This is a genomic window from Vreelandella sp. ssv (assembly GCF_059448525.1).
Map to the genome: position 1 here is coordinate 1,229,131 of NZ_CM182545.1, position 21,407 is coordinate 1,250,537.

17 protein-coding genes are annotated in these 21,407 nt (G+C 54.7%); 15 read left to right on the plus strand and 2 right to left on the minus strand.

Going from position 1 to position 21,407, the window contains the following annotated elements; translation table 11 throughout:
- Positions 1–169: 169 nt before the first annotated feature.
- The 4 genes from AC5TBW_RS05720 (at position 170) to AC5TBW_RS05735 (ending at position 7,942) form a co-directional block, all read left to right on the plus strand.
- Positions 170–2,335 (plus strand): methyl-accepting chemotaxis protein, encoded by a 2,166-nt coding sequence (locus AC5TBW_RS05720; protein WP_495511132.1) that lies wholly within the window; start codon positions 170–172, stop codon positions 2,333–2,335.
- A 130-nt stretch (positions 2,336–2,465) separates the two neighbouring features.
- Positions 2,466–4,676: a methyl-accepting chemotaxis protein gene (locus tag AC5TBW_RS05725; protein WP_495511133.1), complete on the plus strand. Its 2,211-nt coding sequence runs from the start codon at positions 2,466–2,468 to the stop codon at positions 4,674–4,676.
- A gap of 309 nt (positions 4,677–4,985) precedes the next feature.
- Entirely contained in the window at positions 4,986–6,830 is a 1,845-nt protein-coding gene (gene ilvD, locus AC5TBW_RS05730) for a dihydroxy-acid dehydratase (RefSeq protein WP_495511134.1), read from the plus strand.
- A 56-nt stretch (positions 6,831–6,886) separates the two neighbouring features.
- Positions 6,887–7,942, plus strand: a complete 1,056-nt coding sequence (locus AC5TBW_RS05735; protein ID WP_495511135.1) for an oxidoreductase — start codon at positions 6,887–6,889, stop codon at positions 7,940–7,942.
- Between the two features lie 43 nt (positions 7,943–7,985).
- Here AC5TBW_RS05735 and nudE read toward each other — a convergent pair whose 3' ends face one another.
- Positions 7,986–8,627 carry an ADP compounds hydrolase NudE gene (nudE, locus tag AC5TBW_RS05740; RefSeq protein WP_495511136.1) on the minus strand — a complete coding sequence of 214 codons (642 nt, stop codon included), beginning with the start codon at positions 8,625–8,627 and terminating at the stop codon, positions 7,986–7,988.
- A 77-nt stretch (positions 8,628–8,704) separates the two neighbouring features.
- On the opposite strand from nudE, the gene yrfG reads away from it, so the two are divergent.
- The 6 genes from yrfG (at position 8,705) to AC5TBW_RS05770 (ending at position 14,595) form a co-directional block, all read left to right on the plus strand.
- Positions 8,705–9,397: a GMP/IMP nucleotidase gene (gene yrfG, locus AC5TBW_RS05745; protein ID WP_495511137.1), complete on the plus strand. Its 693-nt coding sequence runs from the start codon at positions 8,705–8,707 to the stop codon at positions 9,395–9,397.
- The gene (locus tag AC5TBW_RS05750; RefSeq protein WP_495511138.1) at positions 9,394–9,783 is read left to right on the plus strand and encodes an RNA-binding S4 domain-containing protein; all 390 of its coding nucleotides are present in this window, start codon (positions 9,394–9,396) and stop codon (positions 9,781–9,783) included. Before yrfG ends, AC5TBW_RS05750 begins: the two co-directional genes overlap by 4 nt.
- A 59-nt stretch (positions 9,784–9,842) precedes the next feature.
- Complete coding sequence (gene hslO, locus AC5TBW_RS05755; RefSeq protein WP_495511139.1) at positions 9,843–10,718, plus strand: Hsp33 family molecular chaperone HslO; 876 nt, start codon at positions 9,843–9,845, stop codon at positions 10,716–10,718.
- A gap of 360 nt (positions 10,719–11,078) precedes the next feature.
- Positions 11,079–12,632, plus strand: a complete 1,554-nt coding sequence (locus tag AC5TBW_RS05760; protein ID WP_495511140.1) for a phosphoenolpyruvate carboxykinase — start codon at positions 11,079–11,081, stop codon at positions 12,630–12,632.
- 197 nt (positions 12,633–12,829) lie between these two features.
- Positions 12,830–13,327 carry a peptide-methionine (R)-S-oxide reductase MsrB gene (gene msrB, locus AC5TBW_RS05765; protein WP_495511141.1) on the plus strand — a complete coding sequence of 166 codons (498 nt, stop codon included), beginning with the start codon at positions 12,830–12,832 and terminating at the stop codon, positions 13,325–13,327.
- 53 nt (positions 13,328–13,380) lie between these two features.
- Positions 13,381–14,595: an alpha-hydroxy acid oxidase gene (locus AC5TBW_RS05770; RefSeq protein ID WP_495511142.1), complete on the plus strand. Its 1,215-nt coding sequence runs from the start codon at positions 13,381–13,383 to the stop codon at positions 14,593–14,595.
- Here the strand turns inward: AC5TBW_RS05770 and AC5TBW_RS05775 are convergent.
- Positions 14,585–15,445, minus strand: coding sequence for a LysR substrate-binding domain-containing protein (locus tag AC5TBW_RS05775; RefSeq protein ID WP_495511143.1), 861 nt, complete (start codon positions 15,443–15,445; stop codon positions 14,585–14,587). The genes AC5TBW_RS05770 and AC5TBW_RS05775 overlap by 11 nt on opposite strands.
- Positions 15,446–15,566: 121 nt before the next feature.
- Between AC5TBW_RS05775 and AC5TBW_RS05780 the strand changes: the two genes are divergently transcribed.
- From AC5TBW_RS05780 to AC5TBW_RS05800, 5 genes are all read left to right on the plus strand, one after another.
- Complete coding sequence (locus tag AC5TBW_RS05780; RefSeq protein ID WP_495511144.1) at positions 15,567–15,797, plus strand: DUF1127 domain-containing protein; 231 nt, start codon at positions 15,567–15,569, stop codon at positions 15,795–15,797.
- An 80-nt stretch (positions 15,798–15,877) separates the two neighbouring features.
- Positions 15,878–18,235: a Tex family protein gene (locus AC5TBW_RS05785; protein WP_495511145.1), complete on the plus strand. Its 2,358-nt coding sequence runs from the start codon at positions 15,878–15,880 to the stop codon at positions 18,233–18,235.
- A 148-nt stretch (positions 18,236–18,383) separates the two neighbouring features.
- A complete protein-coding gene (gene gshA / locus AC5TBW_RS05790; protein ID WP_495511146.1) occupies positions 18,384–20,024 on the plus strand; it encodes a glutamate--cysteine ligase in 1,641 nt (546 codons plus the stop codon).
- Positions 20,021–20,521, plus strand: a complete 501-nt coding sequence (locus AC5TBW_RS05795) for a disulfide bond formation protein B (RefSeq protein ID WP_495511147.1) — start codon at positions 20,021–20,023, stop codon at positions 20,519–20,521. The genes gshA and AC5TBW_RS05795 overlap by 4 nt, the downstream gene beginning before the upstream one ends.
- Before the next feature lie 27 nt (positions 20,522–20,548).
- A complete protein-coding gene (locus AC5TBW_RS05800; protein ID WP_495511148.1) occupies positions 20,549–21,400 on the plus strand; it encodes an alpha/beta hydrolase in 852 nt (283 codons plus the stop codon).
- The last annotated feature ends 7 nt before the right edge of the window (positions 21,401–21,407 follow it).

Below are 21,407 nucleotides of genomic sequence, written 5' to 3' on the forward strand. Positions count from 1 at the left end.
TTAATCCTACGTATTCATTGCTTAGGCGATGGATACGTCTATTTTCAAAGCGCCGTGCATAAGTACGGCGCTTTTTTACATCTGTTTACTGGTTTAAATATCTGCTGAGCGACGATAATAGCGTATGGTCTAAAAATTAAGAATAACTACCCCAGGGAGCATCGCATCTATGCGCAATAACCAGCCCGTGACTCAACGCGAATATGTTTTGAGCGAAGAGGCGGTACTCATTTCCCGTTCGGATCTCAAAGGAAATGTCACTTACGCAAACCCTACTTTCGTTGAGGTCAGTGGCTACAGTCGTGAAGAGTTAATCGGCGCCCCGCATAATCTGCTTCGTCACCCTGATATGCCAGAGGTCGCTTATGCAGACTTCTGGAAAACTATCCAGGCCGGGGCAACTTGGCAAGGCGTGGTCAAAAATAGACGTAAAAATGGCGATCACTACTGGGTGCATGCCACCGTGGCGCCGCTACGGGACGGCGAGCGCATCGTTGGCTATACCTCTGTTCGCCGCAAAGCCTCAGCAAAAGCGGTTGCCAAGGCAGAGAAGGTCTACGCTGAGATCCAGGAAAAAGGTAAATCACGCCACTATAAGCTTGCCCAAGGTACCCTGCGGCGTAAAGGCTTGACCGGCATGCTATCGCGATTCCAACTGACCAGCTTAAAAGCCAAACTTACCAGTATGGTGGTGGCATCGCTACTACTGCTGGGTCTTGCGGGGGGGCTGGGGGTATATGCGCTGATGGTCTCTGGCGAGCGCTTGGAAACACTCAATCGTTCAGGGCTGGGCGATGTCTCCTCGCTGCAGCACATAGAGCGTTATATTGGCCAAACGGTTGAGACATTAGAGCCTGCGGTGCGAAGCCCACGCAGGGCTGATATGGATGCCGTTAGTGCCGATATTAGCCAATATAGCGAATCCATGCAGACGCTGTGGGCAAACTACTATGCAGATGAAGCCGCCTCTGTTGAAGCCGTCCAAGCTTTTGATAGTACGCTGAACATTTGGGCCGCTGCGGTGCAAACCGCACTCGTGTCCATTCAAGAGGGCAATGGTTTCGCGGCTTTTGAAGCCTTTAATGATGTCGTGGTGCCTACCACTGAATCGCTGCGTGAGATGAATAGCGCTCTGGTCGAGCAAGTTCGCGCCGAAGCCCAGACATTGGTCACCCAGGCGCAAGATGCTCGCCAGCAGATGTTGATAGCTCAGTTGGTATTATTGGCCGTTGGCTTTTTAGTCATGATTGGCCTAAGCGTGATGATTTTGAAATCCGTGTTTCGTAGCTTGTCAGGCGCACGCGCTATCACTTTCCAAATTGCGGCAGGCAATCTGGCTGCCCGTGAGCGTCGCCAAACGAACGACGAATTGGGCGAGCTGCTTTACTCGTTGGATACCATGCGCTTTAGCCTATCCAGTATCGTGGGAGATGTTGAAAGTCGTGTATCGGTCGTGACGCCGGCGATTCAACAGATAGCTGCTGAAAATGAAGAGCTCTCTTCGCGTACGGAGCAGCAGGCATCGTCGCTTCAGCAAACGGCGTCGAGCATGGAGGAGATGACCTCCACGGTTCAGCAGAACACCGAGAATGCCCGCCAGGCGACCGATCTGGCGGTGCAGAACGCTGCCAGCACCAAAGATACCGGCCAGCAAATGCAGCAACTGGTGGAGCGTATGCAACGTATCGCTCAGAGTGCTGAAAAAATGACCGAGATGATCAGTGTGATCGACGGCATTGCTTTTCAAACCAATATTCTGGCCCTTAACGCATCGGTTGAGGCCGCTCGTGCGGGAGAGCATGGCCGTGGGTTTGCGGTCGTTGCCAGCGAAGTACGTAACCTGGCTGGGCGTAGTGCGGATGCTGCCCAAGAAATTCGTAAGATGATCGATAGCACCACGCAAGAGGTAAGCGGTGGCCGCAGCGCGGTCGAGCAGGCGGAGCGAGCGATTGAGGAAGTGTCTCAGCAGGTGAGTCGGGTCAGCGAGCTGATGGCCGCGATCAGTACTGCCTCCAGCGAACAGAGCAGTGGAATTGGCCAAATCAACTCGGCAATTGCCGAAATGGATCATGTCACCCAGCAGAACGCCTCCAAAGTACAGACGATTGCAGCATCAGCCGATAATCTCTCCCTTGAAGCCTATGAGTTAGCCAACGTTGTTGATGCGTTCCGATTGGAAGGTGCCCAGGATGAGAATATCAAAGAGGCGCGGGCGAAGCTGCAGCGTGCAACGCATGCGTTGAGCAAAGCAACCCGTGGCTTGCCAGCCCCTTCTGACCAAGGGGTTAAGTCAGCCTCAACGGCCTCCCGGAGCGATCAATGGGAAGCGTTCTAACGCTTATAGGTGGTTGATTACCCTCACTTCATTTAACAGCATGCCACCCTTTGCGGTGGCATGCTTTATGCATTGCCTCTAACTAATTCTAATGATGGCGCAAGCCGTCAATAAAAAGTAGGGGTTCTAAATGCGCATTGCTAAACAGGCAACATCGACGCAGGCGGTATCTAGTCAAACAGTATCCGGCTTATACGAGTTAGCCGATGACGAAGTGCTGATCTCACGCTCGGATCTGCAGGGTAGAATCACTTACGCCAACCAAACGTTTGTGGAGGTGAGCGGCTTTACGCTGAACGAGATCATGGGTGAACCCCATAGCCTGTTCCGCCACCCCAATATGCCCAATGCTGTTTTTAAGAACTTATGGGACACCATTGAGGCAGGTAGAGCTTGGCAGGGCTTGATCAAGAACCGTCGCCAAAATGGCGAGGCTTACTGGATGCATACCACTATTGCGCCCCTTCTCGATGGTGAGCGCGTAGTGGGCTATACCTCTATCCGGCGTAAAGCCGCAGCGAAGGCCATCGCCCAGGCAGAGCGCGTTTACGCTGCCATGCAAGCGGGTAAAACGCGTGGCTTTAAGCTTCATAATGGTGCAATACGCCCTACGGGCGTGCGCGGATGGGTCAAGCGGTTTAGTTTCAGCAGTATGCAGGCCAAGTTAATGGGAATGGTGCTGGCCTCAATTATTTTGTTGGTGATCGCAGGAGCTGCGGGTGTTTATGGTTTAACCAGTTCTGCAGAGCGACTGCGCACGCTTAATCAAACGGGCCTTGAAGGGATTACCGGCCTTCAGCAAATTGACCAGCGGGTTAGCCAGGCGATTCAGGCATTAGAGCCTGCTGTCCGTAATCCTCGTCGTGCGGATCTAGACGCGTTAGAAGCACAGCTAACCACCATGAGCGCGGAGATCGAACAATCATGGCAGGGCTACATTGAGCAGCGCGAAACGGGCAGTGTGCAGGAAGGACTGACCGCACACCTCACCACCTTTATTGATGGGTCTGATCTCACCCTGACCGCTATCCGTGATGGCAATGGGTTTGCCGCCTTTGAAGCCTTTAATGACACCGTGCAGCCTACCTCTGAAAGTATTAGCGCCACTATTAACGTATTGGTTGATCAGGAAAGGGCTGCGGCTCAAGCGATGATGGAAAATGCTGAGCAACAACAACAGGTTCTCCTCTATGGCCAGTTAGGTGTACTACTGCTCGGTATTGTACTGATGATCGGACTAAGCATGGCAGTACTCAAATCGCTGATTAAATCACTCAATGAAGCGCGTCGAGTAACGTTCCAAATTGCGGCTGGGAATTTAGCCAATCGAGTGACCTTAAAGCGCAACGATGAGCTGGGCGAGTTGCTAAGTTCGCTGGAAACCATGCGTGCAAGCCTGTCAGGCCTGATCACCGAGGTAGGCAATAAGGTGGATGTAGTAACGCCAGCGGCTGAACACATCAAACAACAGAATGAAGAGTTAGCCTCACGCACCGAACAGCAAGCCTCCTCGCTGCAGCAAACGGCCTCCAGCATGGATCAAATGACAGCGACCGTGCAGCAAAACACTGAAAATGCCCGCCAGGCCAATCAGTTGGCCATGCAAAACGCGACCACCAGCCGCGAAACCGGCGAGCGCATGCAGGCGCTTGTTGAACGTATGGAACGCATTGCCGCTGGTGCCAATAAAATGACCGATATCATCAGCGTGATCGATGGCATCGCCTTCCAGACCAATATTTTGGCGTTGAATGCCTCGGTGGAAGCTGCCCGTGCCGGGGAGCAGGGGCGTGGTTTTGCCGTGGTGGCTAATGAGGTACGCAACTTGGCCGGTCGCAGCGCCGATGCTGCGGGTGAAATCCGCCGCTTGATCGACACCTCCTCCCAGGAGATCAGTGGCGGCGCCCAGGCGGTTAAAGAGGCGGAAGCCGCCATTGATCAAGTCGTCACTCAGGTGATGAGGGTCAGCGATATTATGGAGGAGATCAGCACGGCGTCTGATGAGCAGAGTAGCGGTATCGCTCAAATCAACACCGCTGTTTCAGAAATGGATCACGTCACTCAGCAGAACGCCTCTAAGGTGCAATCCATTTCCAGCGCCGCTCAAGACCTTACCCGAGAAGCGCTGAGTCTGGCTAACGTGATCTCCGCCTTCCGCTTAGAGGGCGCGGCAGAAGAGAGCAGCGAGGCTGCCCGCGAAAGCATGCTTAAGCAAGCAGACTTTCAGTCTACACCTTCATTAGCAGTCACTGCGCCGCAAGCGTTAGCTTCGCCCAACGGGCATTTACGTCAAGGCACCGCCTCTGCTCAGCCCGCCGAAGAGGCGTGGGAAACCTTTTAATGAATCAGCGCCATGGAAGGCGCTTTTGCCTTTATATTTAAACTCTACGTCTGTTCTGCCTATCCAATCTCTACATCTAGTCTCGGCGCATTGCTCATGCCACAATCGAAAGGTACTGATTTTTCAGAGACCCTAGCCTGTGGCCTTTCATGCTGTGGGCGAATAAAAATAGAACCCTGACTTTAAGCTTGTATCCGAGAAAGCTTTTGAGATAGTTATTAAAACTGGTTATTAAAACTAGCTATTAAAAACGTGTTATCAAAAAAACAGTTATTAAAAGATAGATATTAAGAGAGAGTAGAGGACGCCATGCCAGAGTATCGTTCACGTACCACCACCGCTGGCCGTAATATGGCCGGTGCCCGCGCGCTGTGGCGCGCTACTGGAATGCAGGATGGTGACTTTCAAAAGCCGATTATTGCGGTCGCCAACTCCTTCACCCAGTTCGTGCCAGGCCATGTGCATTTAAAAGACATGGGGCAATTGGTCGCGCGGGAAATTGAAAAAGCCGGTGGCGTTGCGAAAGAGTTCAATACCATTGCAGTGGACGATGGCATCGCCATGGGGCATGACGGCATGCTCTATTCATTGCCTAGCCGTGACCTGATCGCCGACAGCGTCGAGTATATGTGTAACGCTCACTGTGCCGATGCGTTGGTATGTATTTCCAACTGCGACAAAATTACTCCTGGGATGCTGATGGCGGCTCTGCGCCTCAATATCCCGGTTATCTTCGTTTCCGGTGGCCCGATGGAAGCGGGTAAAACCAAGCTGCTTAACCACGGGTTGGATCTCGTTGATGCGATGGTAATGGCCGCCGACGACAGCGTAGACGATGAAACCCTTGCTGACGTCGAGCGTAGCGCTTGCCCCACCTGTGGTAGCTGCTCCGGTATGTTTACCGCCAATTCGATGAACTGCCTGACCGAGGCGCTGGGCTTGGCTTTGCCCGGTAACGGCACCGTGCTGGCCACCCACTCGGATCGCCGACGCCTATTTGAAACTGCCGGTCACCGCATTGTTGAACTGGCCAAGCGCTACTATGAAGGCGAAGAAGCCCATCTATTGCCCCGTGCGATTGCTTCCAAGGCGGCGTTTAAGAACGCCATGACGCTGGATATCGCGATGGGTGGCTCTACTAACACCATTTTGCACTTCCTTGCGGCGGCTCAGGAGGCCGAGGTGGACTTTACGATGTCGGATATTGACCGGCTCTCTAGGGAAGTCCCCCAGCTATGTAAAGTCGCGCCCAATACCCAGAAATACCACATCGAAGACGTTCACCGTGCGGGCGGAATCATGGCGATTCTGGGTGAGTTGGATCGTGCCGGTGTGTTGGATACCTCGGTACCTACCGTGTATGGCGATAGCCTGAAAGAGGCGTTGGATGAGTGGGATATCATGCGCTCGCCAAGCGTCGAGGTGGTTGAGTTTTTCAAAGCGGGTCCAGGCGGTGTACCTACCCAAACGGCATTTTCCCAAAGCGCTCGTTGGCCGAGTCTGGATGGCGACCGCGCCACGGGTTGTATTCGCGACCTTGAGCACGCGTTCTCCCAGCAGGGCGGCTTAGCCGTACTCTACGGTAATATCGCGCAGGATGGCTGCGTGGTGAAAACGGCGGGCGTCGATGAGTCGATTCTGGTCTTTGAAGGCCCTGCCCATGTGGTCGAGTCTCAGGATCAAGCGGTCGCCGATGTGCTCGCCGATAACGTTAAAGCGGGCGATGTGGTAGTGATTCGCTACGAAGGCCCAAAGGGTGGCCCCGGCATGCAGGAAATGCTCTACCCAACCTCTTACCTCAAGTCCAAAGGGTTGGGTAAGGCCTGTGCGCTACTTACCGACGGACGTTTCTCAGGCGGCACCTCCGGACTTTCCATTGGCCATGTTTCGCCAGAGGCCGCGGCGGGAGGCGCGATTGGTTTGATCGAGCAGGGCGACCTGATCTGCATCGATATCCCCAACCGGGCGATCAACGTCAAACTGACGGATGCTGAGCTGGCAGCTCGCCGCGAGGCAATGGTAGCCAAAGGCGCGACGGCCTGGAAACCTGCCGAACAACGTCCCCGTAAGGTCACGCCGGCGTTGAAAGCCTATGCGCTGCTGGCGACGTCTGCCGATAAAGGGGCCGTTCGAGATCTCAGCAAACTTGACTGATACGCATCATTGAAACACGCAGTTGAAACACACAATCAGCCCGAGTAAGGAATCAAATGAAGGCGATTATAAACGTAGGATTAGCCGGCTACGGTTTCGCTAGCCAAACCTTCCACGCACCGCTTATCCAGGCCACGGAGGGGCTGGATTTGGTGGCTGTCTCTTCAAGCGATGCTGCCAAGGTTCAGGCGTCACTTCCCAATGTAGAGGTTGAAGCGCAGGCGTTAGCGCTCTGCAAGCGTAGTGATATCGACCTGATAGTTATCCCGACGCCTAACGATACGCACTTCTCTATTGCTAAAGCGGCGCTGACGGCGGGTAAGCATGTGGTGGTCGATAAACCGTTTACGGTCACCCTGTCAGAAGGAAAGCTGCTCAGAAAGCTGGCGGATGACAAAGAGCGCCTTTTGTCGGTGTTTCACAACCGTCGCTGGGATAGCGATTTTTTGACCGTCAAAGCGTTGTTAAAAGAAGGGACGTTAGGGCGACTGGTAAACTTTGAATCCCATTTTGATCGCTTTCGTCCGGAAGTACGTGATCGTTGGCGCGAAAAGGCCACGCCCGGTGGTGGTATCTGGTTTGATCTAGGGCCGCATCTATTGGATCAGGCCTGTGAACTGTTTGGCATGCCCCAGGCTATTCTGCTCGAACTGGGCGCACGGCGTGATGGCGCCAAGGCCGATGATGACTTCCTGGCGTTACTCGACTATGAAAGCTTTCGCGTTACGTTGGCAGCGAGCACGCTGGTAGCCGACCCAACGCCACGCTTCAGGATTCATGGCACCCAAGGCAGCTTTGTGAAGTACGGACTGGATCCCCAAGAGGATCGCTTGAAAGCAGGTGAGGTGCCGACCCAGCAGTGGGGAGAAGACCGTCAGCACGGCACCCTAACGTTACGCGAAGGTGAGGGTGAAAACGCGTCACTAACGCGCCGAGAGCTTCCGACCCTGCCAGGGAATTACTTTGCTTATTACCAAGGCATCGTTGCCGCTATCCGCGATAAAGCACCGCTGCCGGTCAGCGTCGACGATGCCCTGCGCTCAATGGCCTTACTGGAAGCAGGGCTGGACAGCCACCGCCAACGGCGCTGGATCTCAATGAAAAATCATTGATGTGAGTGGTGAATAGTGAGTCCTCTCACTATTCACTAACCTTTTAAAGCAAATCTGTCGCGTTATTACGCTTCTCTTCGCGCATCCTGTCTCGGGCGATATAAAGCGCGGCGATGGCGCGGGCTTCGTGAAAATCCTCGCGCAGCAGAAGCGCGGCAAGGTCTTCGATGGCGTGGGTTTCAACGATGAGTGGTTCTGGCTCATCCCCTGGCAGGCGCTTGGGGTAAAGGTCGGTGGCGAGAAGCACCTGCATCCGATGGCGCATATAGTTAGGCGCCAGCGAAAGCTCAACCAGCGGTTCAATACGACGCGCCCCCACCCCGCACTCTTCCATCAACTCACGGTTAGCCGCCGAGATGATATCTTCACCTGGGTCGACCAAGCCTTTTGGCAGCGTGAGGACATAATCTTCAAAGCCTGCCGCGTATTCCCGAATCAGCAGCACATGGTCTGGGTCGGGCATTGCCACCATCATCACCGCGCCCCGGTCGGCGCCGGTTAAGCGTTCAAACTGACGCTCTTCACCGTTAGAAAAGCGCAAATCAAGTGACTCGATCTGAAATAAACGGCTTTGGGCAACGCGCGTGCGGGCCAGGATTTGTGGCTTGCGCTGGTAACCTGAGCGAATGTCGCGACCATCTTCGGTGCGGTTCACGGGTGGGTGCGCAGGCGGATAAGTAGACATAAACGTGTGCCTCCATGGCTGGAAAAAGGCGGTTAAGCTACAATAGCACGCTTACTCCTTATGCGACTGGAGCGGCAATGATTGATTGGCGCGAGATAGACACTGTCCTACTTGATATGGACGGTACGCTGCTGGATTTACATTTCGACAGCCATTTCTGGCTGGAGCACTTACCACGACGCTACCGTGAACTGCACCAACTTGATGAAGCCTCTCAAGAGGCACTGATTGCGCGCATCATCGGCGAGCAGGGCACCTTGAATTGGTACAGCCTGGCGTACTGGAGCCGCGAGCTGGGGGTGGACATTGTTGCCCTGAAACAGGAAGTTCAGCACCTGATAGGCCTGCGCAGTGACGCACTGGATTTTCTCAAATGGCTTAAACAAGCACATCCCAGGGTGGTACTTGCTACCAACGCGGATCGTGCAAGCCTTGCACTGAAGCTGCCGCTCACCGGTTTGGAAAGCTACTTAGACGCCATTGTTTCGTCAGAAGATGTTGGCGCGGCCAAAGAGGAGCAGGCGTTCTGGTTTGCGCTACAAGAGATAGAAGCCTTCGATCCCGCGCGCACGCTATTTATTGACGATAATCCTCGTGTGCTTGAGAGCGCGCGTGAGTTTGGTATTAAGCATTTGCTAGGGATTAAGCAACCTGACAGCCAGCGCCCTGAAAAAGAACTCCAGGAATTCATCGCGCTTGATCGCTTTGCCCATCTGCTACCCGAACAACTGCCGAATCAGTTGCCAGACACGCAAGGAGAGCGTGAATGAGCGAAAGTGTACGCTTGGATAAATGGCTCTGGGCCGCGCGCTTTTTTAAGACCCGCGCGCTTGCCAAAAAAGCGATCGAAGGCGGCAAAGTAAGTTACGACGGCGGCCGCGCGAAAACCAGCAAACAGGTGGAAATCGGTGCGCTTATTCGCGTCCCCCAGGGCTGGGAAGTATTGGAAGTAGAAGTGGTCTCGCTTTCTGATCAGCGGCGTGGCGCACCAGAAGCGCGCACGCTCTATGCGGAAACTGAAGCAAGCATTCAACGTCGGGCCAAAGAGGCTGAAGCAAGGCGCCTCACTAACGAGGCGATGCAGCATCCGCTCAAACGCCCTGATAAAAAGCAGCGCCGTGATATACAACGCTTCCAGCGCCACCAGGGTGATTAGCCCCCAGCTTTTAAAATAGAGCCCTTTAATAATCCAGTTAAACCTTAGGTTGCCAAATTATGTCCGATCAAATTCAACGCTTTATGTTCGATCACACCAATGTACGCGGCGAGATCGTCACCCTGGCGGCGGCCTATCACGAAGTGTTGGATCGCCACGCCTATCCCCCCGCAGTCAACGAGTTGCTGGGTGAACTGTTAGCCGCTGTGGCGCTGCTCACCGATACCGTAAAACTGGATGGCACGCTGAGCATCGAGGTGCGTGGAGGAGGCGTGCTTTCGCTGCTAATGGCCGAATCCAATCCCGGTGGCGAACTGCGTGCCATTGCGCGCATAGCGGAAGATGCCGCGCTCCCTAGTGAGCATGCCACCTTCCGTGAGCTGGTCGGCGAAGGTCAAATCGTGATTACCCTTGACCCCCGCGAAGGGCATCGCTATCAAGGGATTGTAGCGCTGGATCAAGAGACGCTGGGTGGCTGTCTGGAAGCATACTTTAGCCAATCTGAGCAGTTGCCCACTCGCCTATGGTTAGCAGCGGATGAGAAGCGTGCAGGCGGGCTACTGCTGCAACGCCTGCCGGAAGAGTCACAAAACCAGGATGTCGATGCCTGGGACCGCAGCGTGCAGCTAGCCGACACGATCAAAACAGAAGAGCTACTCGGCCTTGAACAGCGTGAGGTGCTTCACCGTCTATACCACGAAGAAACGGTGCGCGTTTTTGAACCAAAAGCACTGCGCTTTGGCTGCACCTGCTCCCGCGAGCGAATGAGTTATGCATTGCACTCGCTAGGCAAGGAAGAGCTGCGCGATATTCTCCACGAACAGGGCGCAATCGACACTCAATGCCACTTTTGCCACACGAAATATCACTACACGGCAGCGGATATTGAAACTTTGTTGGACGACCCTGAAGCACCATCGCCAACGATTCACTAAACGTGTAGTCGAGAGCGTTCAGCAGTAGGGGGTAAGGCAATCCGGGGAGCGCCAGTGGATTCAATGAATTTGATGGCTCTTGCAAACGACTGTTTTAATTTTTACTGCGCTGCAACACAAAATATAGTGTCTTTGTAGTAGTTTAACTACAAGATATTTGATCTTCGCCCCCGTTTCCTGGGGGCTTTCTTTTTGCCATAATGCGCCGGACTTCAGCGTACCCAGCCGAATGAACACAGGCTGGGATGAACTTTAAGGCGTCGGTCAGAAGGTGGTTACAAAGCAGGCGAGCAGTGCTTTTGTAAACGGCTTCTAGCGCCCGGTAACGAGATATAACGGCCTCAAGGCCCAGGAATCGACATGACCACGACTCAAGCTCCCCAAGCCCACGTCAATCTCAGCAGCGCCGAACTTATCGAGCGCGCCGTGGCACGTGGCGAAGGCCGCCTCTCGGCTAACGGTGCTCTGGTAGTTAATACCGGCCTGCGTACCGGCCGCTCGCCGAAAGATCGCTTTATCGTTGATGAGCCTTCTACGCGCAGTCAAATTGATTGGGGGAGCGTGAACCGCCCCTTCGATGCCGACAAGTTCAACGCCTTGTGGGATCGGGTCAATGATCACCTGGTCAACCAAGAAAATTTCGTGTCTGAGTTGCACGTGGGCAGTGACTCAGCTCACTACCTGCCCGTTCGCGTCACTACCGAAACTGCTTGGCAGAACCTGTTTGGTCGTACCATGTTTGTACGTCCTCTGGCCTATAACCCAGCTGCTAAAGACGAGTGGACCATTCTTAATGCCGCAGGCTTTGAGTGTGATCCTTCTCGCGACGGCACTAACTCTGATGGCTGTGTGATCATCAACTTCGCCGAGAAAAAAGTGCTTATCGCAGGAATGCGTTATGCCGGTGAAATGAAGAAAGCCATGTTCTCAGTGCAGAACTTCCTGCTGCCGGCCGCTGACGTGCTGCCTATGCACTGCTCCGCGAACGTCGGTGAAGATGGCGAAACCTGCCTCTTCTTCGGACTTTCGGGCACCGGTAAAACCACGCTTTCCGCGGATCAGGCACGCTTCTTGATCGGCGACGACGAGCACGCTTGGGGCGATGGTATCGTCTTCAATATGGAAGGGGGCTGCTACGCTAAGTGCATCGACCTTTCGGAGAAGAATGAGCCGGTTATCTGGAATGCTATCAAGTTTGGTACCGTGCTGGAAAACGTCGTGCTGGATGACCGTCGCGAGCCTGATTACGCCGACGATAGCCTGACCCAGAACTCTCGCGCCGCTTATCCGCTAGAGCACGTCGAGAAGCGCGTACCGGAAAACCTGGCAGGCGAGCCGAATGCCATCGTATTCCTGACTTGCGATATGTCTGGCGTACTGCCCCCCGTGTCGATTCTCTCCAAAGAAGCAGCGGCCTATCACTTCCTGTCAGGCTACACCGCCAAAGTGGGCTCTACAGAAATGGGCTCTACTGAAGGGTTGGCTGCCACGTTCTCCACTTGCTTTGGTGCACCGTTCTTCCCGCGCCCAGCACGTGAGTACGCTGATCTGCTGATCAAGCGTGTCGATAAGCAAGATGCCCAGGTGTATCTGGTCAACACTGGCTGGACCGGCGGTGCTTACGGCGAAGGTGGTTCGCGCTTCTCTATCCCGACCACGCGCGCCATCATTAGTGCGATTCAGTCGGGTGTACTGCGCGATGTCGACACCAAGCATATCGACGGCCTCAATCTACAAGTGCCGGTTGCGGTGCCCGGCGTTGATTCGAGCCTGCTCGACCCGCGTGAAACATGGCAAGATCGTGACGCCTACGACCGTCACCTTAAAGAACTGGCGACCAAATTCGTTGATAACTTCAAGAAATTCGAAGGCGTCAATGAAGCGATCATCAAGGCAGGCCCTCAGCTAACCTAACGGCTAGTTGACCGTTTACCGGTCTAAATAAAGCAGTGCGCCGGTGTAAGTAGTCGAACTCAGAGGCGACTAAGTACTAAGAGTCGATCGACATTAGCAACGATTGCACTCAAAGAAGATCAAAATGGGACAGTGCGTTGGCACTGTCCCATTTTTGTTGGCTACTTACCTCACCAAACGTCACGGGAGATGCACTCATGAAGAGACGTCAGTTTTTAGGTCTAACCGGACTTACCGGGGTTGTGGGAGCATTGCCGGGTATCTCGTTTGGCTTTCCACGCCTTGACCTGGAAGCCGCTCCGGGCTTGGAAAAGCTGGAGCTGAGCAAAGAAGAGTGGCGCGAACGGCTTTCAGATGAAGCCTATAACGTTCTCCGCGACCATGGCACAGAACCAGCCTTCTCAAGCCCTTTAGACAAAGAGTGGGGAGAGGGAGGGTATCGTTGTGCTGGCTGCGATCTATTACTGTTTACCAGTGAAATGAAATATGATTCTGGCACGGGCTGGCCAAGCTTTTTCGAGCACGTAGAAGGGCATATGCTCACCGAGCTTGATTTCAAACTGGTTTGGCCCCGCACCGAATATCACTGTGCCCGCTGTGGTGGCCATCAAGGCCATGTCTTTGAAGATGGCCCTGACCCTACCGGCCTACGCTGGTGCAATAATGGTGTTGCGTTAAGGTTTGTGCCTGCTTGAATAAGCGAGCGTCATGGCTGGGGCGATTTAAAAACAATGACTAGGAGTGCTGCGTGAAAGGATGGTTTCAACGAATGGGTACTCAGAAAAAGCTCTCAAGTATCCATAATCTACATGATGTTGAGCGACTAGCGCGTCGGACGTTGCCCAGACCTGTTTTTGGCTATATCGATCATGTCGCGGAAGATGGGCGAACCCAGCGAGCCAATCTCACCGCCTTTGATCAGTACTGCTTTTTGCCCAAAGCATTTGTTAACGTCTCGCAGATTGACCTGTCCACAGAACTATTTGGCAAACGCTACGCCGTTCCTTTCGGTATTGCCCCCATGGGCATTAGCGCGCTGTCGACTTATCAGGGCGACTTGGTGTTGGCGCGCGCAGCGGCGAAGCGTCATCTGCCGATGATCATGAGTGGCTCGTCTCTGGTACCCATGGAAGAGGTGGCAAAGATTGAGGGCGCTGACTGGTTCCAGGCGTACCTACCGGGCACGCCTGAAGGTATCGAAGCCTTACTTGCGCGTATCCAGCGTGCTGGCTTTAAAAAACTGGTGGTAACGCTTGATTATCCAGTGCCTCCCAATCCCGATAATTTTCGCCGCTCCGGGTTTTCCTCTCCTTTGGAGCCCAGCCTACGTCTAGCCTTTGATGGTTTGATGCGTCCTGGTTGGCTATGCAACACCTTCCTGCGCACGCTCTGGAAGCACGGCATGCCGCACTTCGAAAACAACCATGCCGAGCGGGGAGCACCCGTGATCTCCCGCCAAGCCGCACGGGACTTTTCAGGCCGTCGCCATTTTGACTGGGGGTATCTCGATCTGGTGCGACGTTTATGGCCCGACACATTGATCGTCAAAGGAGTACTCAACCCGGAAGACGCAGTACGTGCCCGTCAGGCAGGGGTCGATGGCATTATTCTTTCCAATCACGGTGCCCGGCAGTTGGATTGCACTATCTCACCGCTCCAGGTGCTGCCCGAGGTCAAGCGCCGTGTCAGCGATATCCCCATCATGATCGATAGTGGCTTTCGCCGCGGCACCGATGTCATTAAGGCCTTGGCGCTGGGCGCCGACTTTGTTTTTGTCGGGCGACCTTTCAATTACGCCGCCGCCTGCGCGGGGCAGGAGGGTGTAGAGCATGTCGCCGATCTCTTGCAGCGTGAAATCGAGCGCAACATGGCACTGCTGGGGCTGACCAGCCTTTCACAGCTGGACCAATCCTGCCTTTACCAGCCAATAACCGGAGAAATGCCTGCGCCAATCAAAGCCTGAACCCTTCAACAATATGTTCGGCCAGGCTGTCAATGATGGGTGACTGGGTAGAAGAGGTGCGCAGCAAGATGATTGAGGCCTCGGGCAAAGCGGGAAACCCCTCCTTTTCATCCAGAATCTGCATATCGGCGGTGACTAGGCTGCGCATCCAGGCAGAAACGGCCAGCCCCGCCCCGACCACCGCCTGTAGCGTTGCCAGACTAGGGCTGCTATAAGCCACTCGATAGGCGCGGCCTGCTCGGTCTAAGGCATTACAGGCATGGCGGCGACAGAAGCAGGGTGCTTCAAATAAGGCAAGCGGTACAGGCGTCTGTAAATGGATGCTATGGCTCTCGGCAGTGACCCATACGGTGTCTTCCCGCCTTAATATAGTGCCAACCTCATCGCCTATCTCCCGGGTCATGATGATCAGATCCAGGCTCCCTTGCGGCTGCTGGGAGAGCACTGACGAGGGCGCACAGTGAACATCCACATCCACCAGTGGCCACGCCTGGGAAAAGGTTTTTAGAATGCCGGGCAGGAATCGCATCACATAGTCATCCGGCACGCCCAGGCGTACGCGGCCTACCATGTCGGGTTGGCGCAGCAGCGTCAGCGCCTCGCCCTGCAGCGAAAGAATTTTGCGCGCATAGCCCAACAGTGTATGCCCTTCGCTGGTTAACAGCAGTTGGCGATTCTGACGCACGAACAGCGGGCGCTGGATAACATCCTCTTCCAGCCGCTTGATTTGCATGCTGACGGCCGACTGAGTGCGGTTGACTGTTTGCGCGGCGCGGGTGAACCCACCCTGGTCAACGATGGCAACAAAGGTGCGCAGCAGCTCATGATCGATGGTGGGTAGCGTGGCCATAGGTATCAATATTTTTGATGTTGGTAATAAGGAGTATTCGTTGGATTGATTTTAGGCGCTGTTCAATACTTCCTTCAACACTTATTCACCACGCCGTTGCTGACGGCGAAGGGAGGTTGAAATGGAGCGCTCGTTACACTACTCGCAAAACCCACAGTGCCCAGTAATCGAGGGGCAGCAAACAAGCGTCACCTGGCGGGAAAGGGTTTATCGCTGGCGTCAATTGCGTCGCGAACGCCATGCCCTGAGCCAACTTAGCGATGACATGCTAAAAGACATTGGCATCAGCCGTGACGCTGTTCAGCGGGAAGCACGCCGCCCGTTTTGGGATGACCATGGCTGGCGGCGTTAATGCCTCAAGCCATGCCAGCCGTGGCGCGTTTGTGATACCTTGTTGGCACTTAAAAATGCTGCATGAGTTAGTTGCAATTTATGGATGTCAATCAGCGTATTATTTCCCGCCTAGCGACTGAGCTAGGCGTTCGTCCCGAGCAAGTATCCGCCACGGTGGAACTGCTGGATGGCGGTGCCACCGTGCCATTCATCGCCCGCTACCGTAAAGAAGTCACCGGCGCGCTGGACGATATTCAACTGCGCCAGTTAGATGAACGCCTGCGCTACCTGCGCGAGTTGGAAGAGCGTCGTGCCGCGGTGCTTGCCGCCATTGATGAGCAAGGCAAGTTGGACGGCCCGCTAAAAGCGAGCATTGAAGCTGCTGAAACAAAGCAGCGACTGGAAGATTTGTACCTACCGTTTAAGAAAAAGCGCCGCACCAAAGCTCAGATTGCTCGGGAAGCCGGACTTGAGCCCCTAGCCGATGCGCTGCTTGCCGACCCAACGCTTAGCCCTGACAGCGAAGCGGAAAAATATCTACGCCCTGCCGAGGGCGATATCCCCGCCATTGAAGATGCCAAGGCCGCCCTGGATGGCGCCAAGCAGATTCTGATGGAGCGCTTCGCCGAAGACCCTGAACTGATCGGCCAACTGCGTGAACGACTGTGGCAAGAGGGCGAACTCAGCGCTCGTGTGCTGGAGGGTAAACAGCAGGAGGGCGCTAAGTTCTCCGACTACTTCGAGCACGATGAAAAATTGGCCAAAGCGCCTTCTCACCGCGCTTTGGCAATGTTCCGTGCGCGCAACGAAGGCGTATTGAGCCTGTCGATCCGTTTACCCGGTGAAGACGACGCCCCTATTCATCCTGCCCAGTTAGCGATTGCCAAGCAGTTTGGTATTAGCGACCAGGGCCGTGCGGCGGATAAATGGTTAGCCGAAGTGGTGCGCTGGACTTGGCGCGTGAAACTCTACACCGCCCTGGAGACCGAACTGCTGGGCCGCCTACGCGAACAGGCTGAACTGACGGCGATTGAAGTGTTTGCGGCCAACCTGAAAGACCTGTTGCTGGCAGCACCTGCGGGGCAAAAAGTCACTCTTGCTATCGACCCAGGTCAGCGCACCGGCTGCAAGGTCGCGGTGATCGATGCCACTGGGCAGTTTGTCGATCACACCACCATCTACCCGCACGCGCCGCAAAATCGTTGGGACGAGTCTCTCAGCGTGCTAGCTAAGTTAGCGAAACAGCACAGCGTTCAACTCATTGCAGTGGGTAATGGCACCGCCAGCCGTGAAACCGATAAGCTGGCAGGCGAGTTGCTTAAAGCACTGGCGCCTGAATATCGCTTAAGTAAAGTGATGGTCTCCGAGGCGGGGGCATCGGTTTACTCAGCTTCTGAGTATGCTTCCCGAGAAATGCCAGATCTCGATGTTACCGTTCGTGGCGCTGTCTCCATCGGCCGTCGTCTCCAAGACCCGCTGGCCGAGCTGGTTAAAATCGAACCCAAATCCATCGGTGTGGGTCAGTATCAGCATGATGTTTCCCAGGTACAGTTATCACGTAGCCTGGAAGTCGTGATTGAAGACTGTGTTAACGCTGTAGGCGTCGATTTGAACACTGCTTCGAGCGCACTGCTTTCACGTGTGGCTGGGTTAAGTGCTGCGCTGGCCGAAAATATCGTTGCTCAGCGTAATGCCAAAGGTGCCTTCAAAAGCCGTAAAGAGCTTTTAGAAGTCAGCCGTTTAGGCGCCAAAACCTTCGAGCAGTGTGCGGGTTTCCTGCGTATTCACAATGCCGACAACCCCCTGGATGCCAGCGCCGTTCACCCTGAGGCCTACCCATTGGTAGAACGGATCGCCAAGCAGAGCGGCCGTGAAGTTCGCGGTTTAATCGGTGACAGCGCTGCGCTAAAAGCGTTAAAGCCTGCCGACTTTGCCGATGAGCGCTTTGGTGTGCCCACGGTGAACGATATCTTGAAAGAGCTGGATAAGCCGGGCCGCGATCCGCGCCCGGAGTTTAAAGCCGCCGAGTTCCGCGAAGGGGTCGAAACCCTTAACGATCTTAAACCCTCGATGGTGCTCGAAGGCACGGTCACCAACGTGACACACTTTGGTGCTTTCGTGGATATTGGTGTCCATCAGGATGGCCTGGTGCATATCTCAGCACTGTCTGACCGCTTTATCGACGACCCGCGCAGCGTGGTCAAGGCGGGGGATATTGTGACAGTTAAAGTGATGAGCATCGATATTCCCCGCAAGCGGGTAGGGCTATCGATGCGGCTGGATGACCAGCCGGAGGCAGAGAGCGGTGCTGATAAGAGCAGTGGCTCGCCTACCAATCAGCATAATACGACCCGCAAGCCGTCTCGTGGCCAGCGTAACAGCGCTAAGCCAACTGATGCGCCAGAGCCCATGGGCGCGTTGGGCGCCGCGTTGTTAAAAGCGCGTGGCGGCAAATAGTCGCGCGCTTTGAAAGCGAACGTGTCTTGAAATAAGCATGGTTGCCGCCATATCCTGTTTTCTATTTTTGAAACAGCGATGATGGCGATGCCACCTGACTACACCAAGGCCCGCTCACAGCGGGCTTTACTGACAAGGAGTGTTCACCTTGCCTGAACCACTCACTGTGCCATCCGCGCTGACCGCGCAAGTCGAGCGCCTGATTCCCAGTGCGCGCCTTGGTCGGTTGGGCCGCCTGCGTCGTGGGCTTGAAAAAGAGGGGCTACGGGTTGATACCCATGGTCACATTGCACAAACGCCGCACCCGTACGCGCTGGGCTCCAAGTTAACCCACCCGCATATCACCACTGATTACTCTGAGTCACTGCTTGAGTACATCACGCCGGTTTACTCTCAGCCGGGTGAAGCGCTGTGTTTTTTATCTGACCTGCATACCTTTACCTACCATCACTTGGAAAACGAGTGGATCTGGCCCGGCAGCATGCCTTCACGGCTATCAGGTAATGACAGCGTGCCGATTGCCGACTACGGCAGCTCCAATGTAGGCACTATGAAGCATGTTTACCGCAAAGGACTAGACATGCGCTACGGCCGCATCATGCAAGCGATTGCTGGCGTTCACTACAACGTATCGCTGCCGGATGATATGTGGCACGCCCTGCGCGAAATGGAAAAAGCCACCAATATCCCGTTCAACGATTACCGCTCCACCCGCTATTTCGGCATGATTCGTCACTTCCGCCGGCATAGCTGGTTGCTTCTGTATCTTTTCGGCGCATCTCCGGCGATTGATAAAAGCTTTTTGCCTGAAGGTAAGGTGCCCGAAAAGCTTCAGTCGCTGAGCGACGACACTTACTTCGCCCCTTACGCGACGACCCTGCGGATGTCCGATTTGGGGTATCAAAATAAAGTACAGTCGCAGCTTAAAATTTGTTTTAACTCGCTCTCTAACTACGTTAATACCCTGCGTCACGCGATTTCTTCGCCGTGGCCTGACTACGAAAAAATGGGCGTTAATGTCGATGGCGAATGGCGGCAGCTAAACGCCAACATTCTGCAGATTGAAAATGAATACTACAGCGATATCCGTCCCAAACGAGTCGCCAAGCACAACGAAACCCCCAGCCAGGCCCTCGAAGCCCGCGGCGTGGAATACATCGAAGTACGCTGTTTGGATTTAAATCCCTTCGACCCCCTTGGTGTCACTGAAGACCAAATGCGCTTTGTGGATACCTTTTTGATGTGGTGCCTGCTTAGCGATAGCCCGTGGATCTCCGACGAAGAGTGTGACCGCTTAGACGACAACCGCCGCTGGGTAGTCGAGCGCGGCCGTGACCCTGAACTCACGTTAATCAACCATGGTGAAACTACCTCGGTACGTGAGTGGGGCGAGCAGATTTTTGCAGAAATGTACGAAGTTGCCCGCTTGCTGGATGCGGTCGAGGAGGGGAGCCCTCATGCTGATGCACTGGCAAATTTAGAACCACGCCTTGCGGACCCTTCGCTAACGCCGTCTGCACAGGTGCTCGAACGGCTTCAAGCGAACGGCGGTTCACTGAGTGATTTAATGCTCAGCCTAGCCAAAGAGCAGGCCGAAAAGTTAAAAGCCGCACCGATGCAGCGCAGTCGTGAAGCGTTGCTTGCCCAACTGATTGAAACCTCACACCAGCAGCAGCACGATATCGAAGCCGCTGATAAAGAGACTTTTGAAGAGTTCTTGCAGGCTTACTTCACTAAAGCGCGTGAGTCCCGCGCGCTATCGGCGCTGCCATCTGAGGTTGAAAAATGATCCTGTACTCCTTTCGTTCAGTTGCCCTGGCTGGGCTAGCCTTCTGCGTTTTAATGATGGCGGTAGCCCTGGGACTTGAGCACATCGGTGGCTTTGAGCCCTGCCCGCTTTGCATCTTTCAGCGTGTTGCAGTAATCACTGCGGGCATTGTGTTTGCCATTGCCGCCATCCACAGCCCGGCCGGGCGGGTCGGCAAGGTTATTTACGGGCTGCTGGCGCTGGCGGCGGTAGGCACCGGTGCCTTTATCGCCGGTCGTCATGTATGGCTACAAGGCTTGCCTGCCGATGAAGTGCCTTCCTGCGGCCCTGGGCTCGATTACATGATGGATATCCTGCCCATGCGGGATGTTATCGCCATGGTGTTAACCAGCTCAGGTGAGTGCGCCAATATCGATTTCTCCCTGCTGGGCCTTTCGCTACCCGCCTGGACCCTGATCGGTTTTGCCATTCTGGCCATCGCCCCGTTACGGATGCTGTTGGTTAAAAGCCGGGGTTAGCCGTGGGGCAGAGATAAGGAGATCGGCATGCTTTATCAACACTTCACGACTCAAGAAGAGATCGACCGCGCCTACGATCCTATGATAGGTCGAGACCCGTTGGTGTTGGTAAAGGCGTGGCGTGAGCGCAGCGAAGCATCAAGAGCTAACCACCGCACAACGCTCGAACTGCCTTATGGACCAACGATTAATGAGCGCATGGATATTTTTCATGCCGATAATCCTCAGGCTCCCGTGCATGTGTTTTTCCACGGCGGCTACTGGCGCTCACTGAGTCATCGTGAATTCAGTTTTATCGTCGATGACTTGGTAAAAGCCGGAATCACGGTGGCAGTGGTCAACTACGCGCTTTGCCCACAGGTACGTTTTAACGAACTGGTACGGCAGAGTCAGGCCGCGATTGCCTACCTCTACAAGCATGCCGATGAGTTAGGTGTTGATCCGGAACAGCTGAGTATTTCGGGCCATTCGGCGGGTGGGCATTTATGCGCCATGCTGATGTCGACGGATTGGGAAGGTGCTTTCGGGCTACCTAACCGACTGATTCGCGGTGCGCTCTGTATCAGCGGCTTATACGACCTGCGACCCTTCCCTTGGTCGTGGCTGCAGCCCAAGCTTCAGCTAAGCGGGCGCGATGTGCAGGAGTTCAGCCCGTTATGGCTGCCGTGCCGGGTGCACGCGCCGATCAAGCTGGTGGCTGGGGCAGGGGAGTCAGAAGAGTTCGAACGGCAGATGAGTGCTTATGCCGAGCATTTGAGCCAGCAAGGTCAAACAGTGACTCAGCAGCTACTTCCCGATGTAGACCACTTCTCGATTCTTGAGCACTATCTCAACAATGGTTGTTTTGTTGAATGGATCAAAGGGTTTCACGGGTTATAAGAACACG

Excerpts from the sequence above, each read along its gene's own strand:
- AC5TBW_RS05720 (WP_495511132.1), top strand. The coding sequence starts at position 170 with ATGCGCAATAACCAGCCCGTGACTCAACGCGAATATGTTTTGAGCGAA.
- AC5TBW_RS05725 (WP_495511133.1), top strand. The coding sequence starts at position 2,466 with ATGCGCATTGCTAAACAGGCAACATCGACGCAGGCGGTATCTAGTCAA.
- ilvD (WP_495511134.1), top strand. The coding sequence starts at position 4,986 with ATGCCAGAGTATCGTTCACGTACCACCACCGCTGGCCGTAATATGGCC.
- AC5TBW_RS05735 (WP_495511135.1), top strand. The coding sequence starts at position 6,887 with ATGAAGGCGATTATAAACGTAGGATTAGCCGGCTACGGTTTCGCTAGC.
- nudE (WP_495511136.1), bottom strand. The coding sequence starts at position 8,627 with ATGTCTACTTATCCGCCTGCGCACCCACCCGTGAACCGCACCGAAGAT.
- yrfG (WP_495511137.1), top strand. The coding sequence starts at position 8,705 with ATGATTGATTGGCGCGAGATAGACACTGTCCTACTTGATATGGACGGT.
- AC5TBW_RS05750 (WP_495511138.1), top strand. The coding sequence starts at position 9,394 with ATGAGCGAAAGTGTACGCTTGGATAAATGGCTCTGGGCCGCGCGCTTT.
- hslO (WP_495511139.1), top strand. The coding sequence starts at position 9,843 with ATGTCCGATCAAATTCAACGCTTTATGTTCGATCACACCAATGTACGC.
- AC5TBW_RS05760 (WP_495511140.1), top strand. The coding sequence starts at position 11,079 with ATGACCACGACTCAAGCTCCCCAAGCCCACGTCAATCTCAGCAGCGCC.
- msrB (WP_495511141.1), top strand. The coding sequence starts at position 12,830 with ATGAAGAGACGTCAGTTTTTAGGTCTAACCGGACTTACCGGGGTTGTG.
- AC5TBW_RS05775 (WP_495511143.1), bottom strand. The coding sequence starts at position 15,445 with ATGGCCACGCTACCCACCATCGATCATGAGCTGCTGCGCACCTTTGTT.
- AC5TBW_RS05780 (WP_495511144.1), top strand. The coding sequence starts at position 15,567 with ATGGAGCGCTCGTTACACTACTCGCAAAACCCACAGTGCCCAGTAATC.
- AC5TBW_RS05785 (WP_495511145.1), top strand. The coding sequence starts at position 15,878 with ATGGATGTCAATCAGCGTATTATTTCCCGCCTAGCGACTGAGCTAGGC.
- AC5TBW_RS05795 (WP_495511147.1), top strand. The coding sequence starts at position 20,021 with ATGATCCTGTACTCCTTTCGTTCAGTTGCCCTGGCTGGGCTAGCCTTC.
- AC5TBW_RS05800 (WP_495511148.1), top strand. The coding sequence starts at position 20,549 with ATGCTTTATCAACACTTCACGACTCAAGAAGAGATCGACCGCGCCTAC.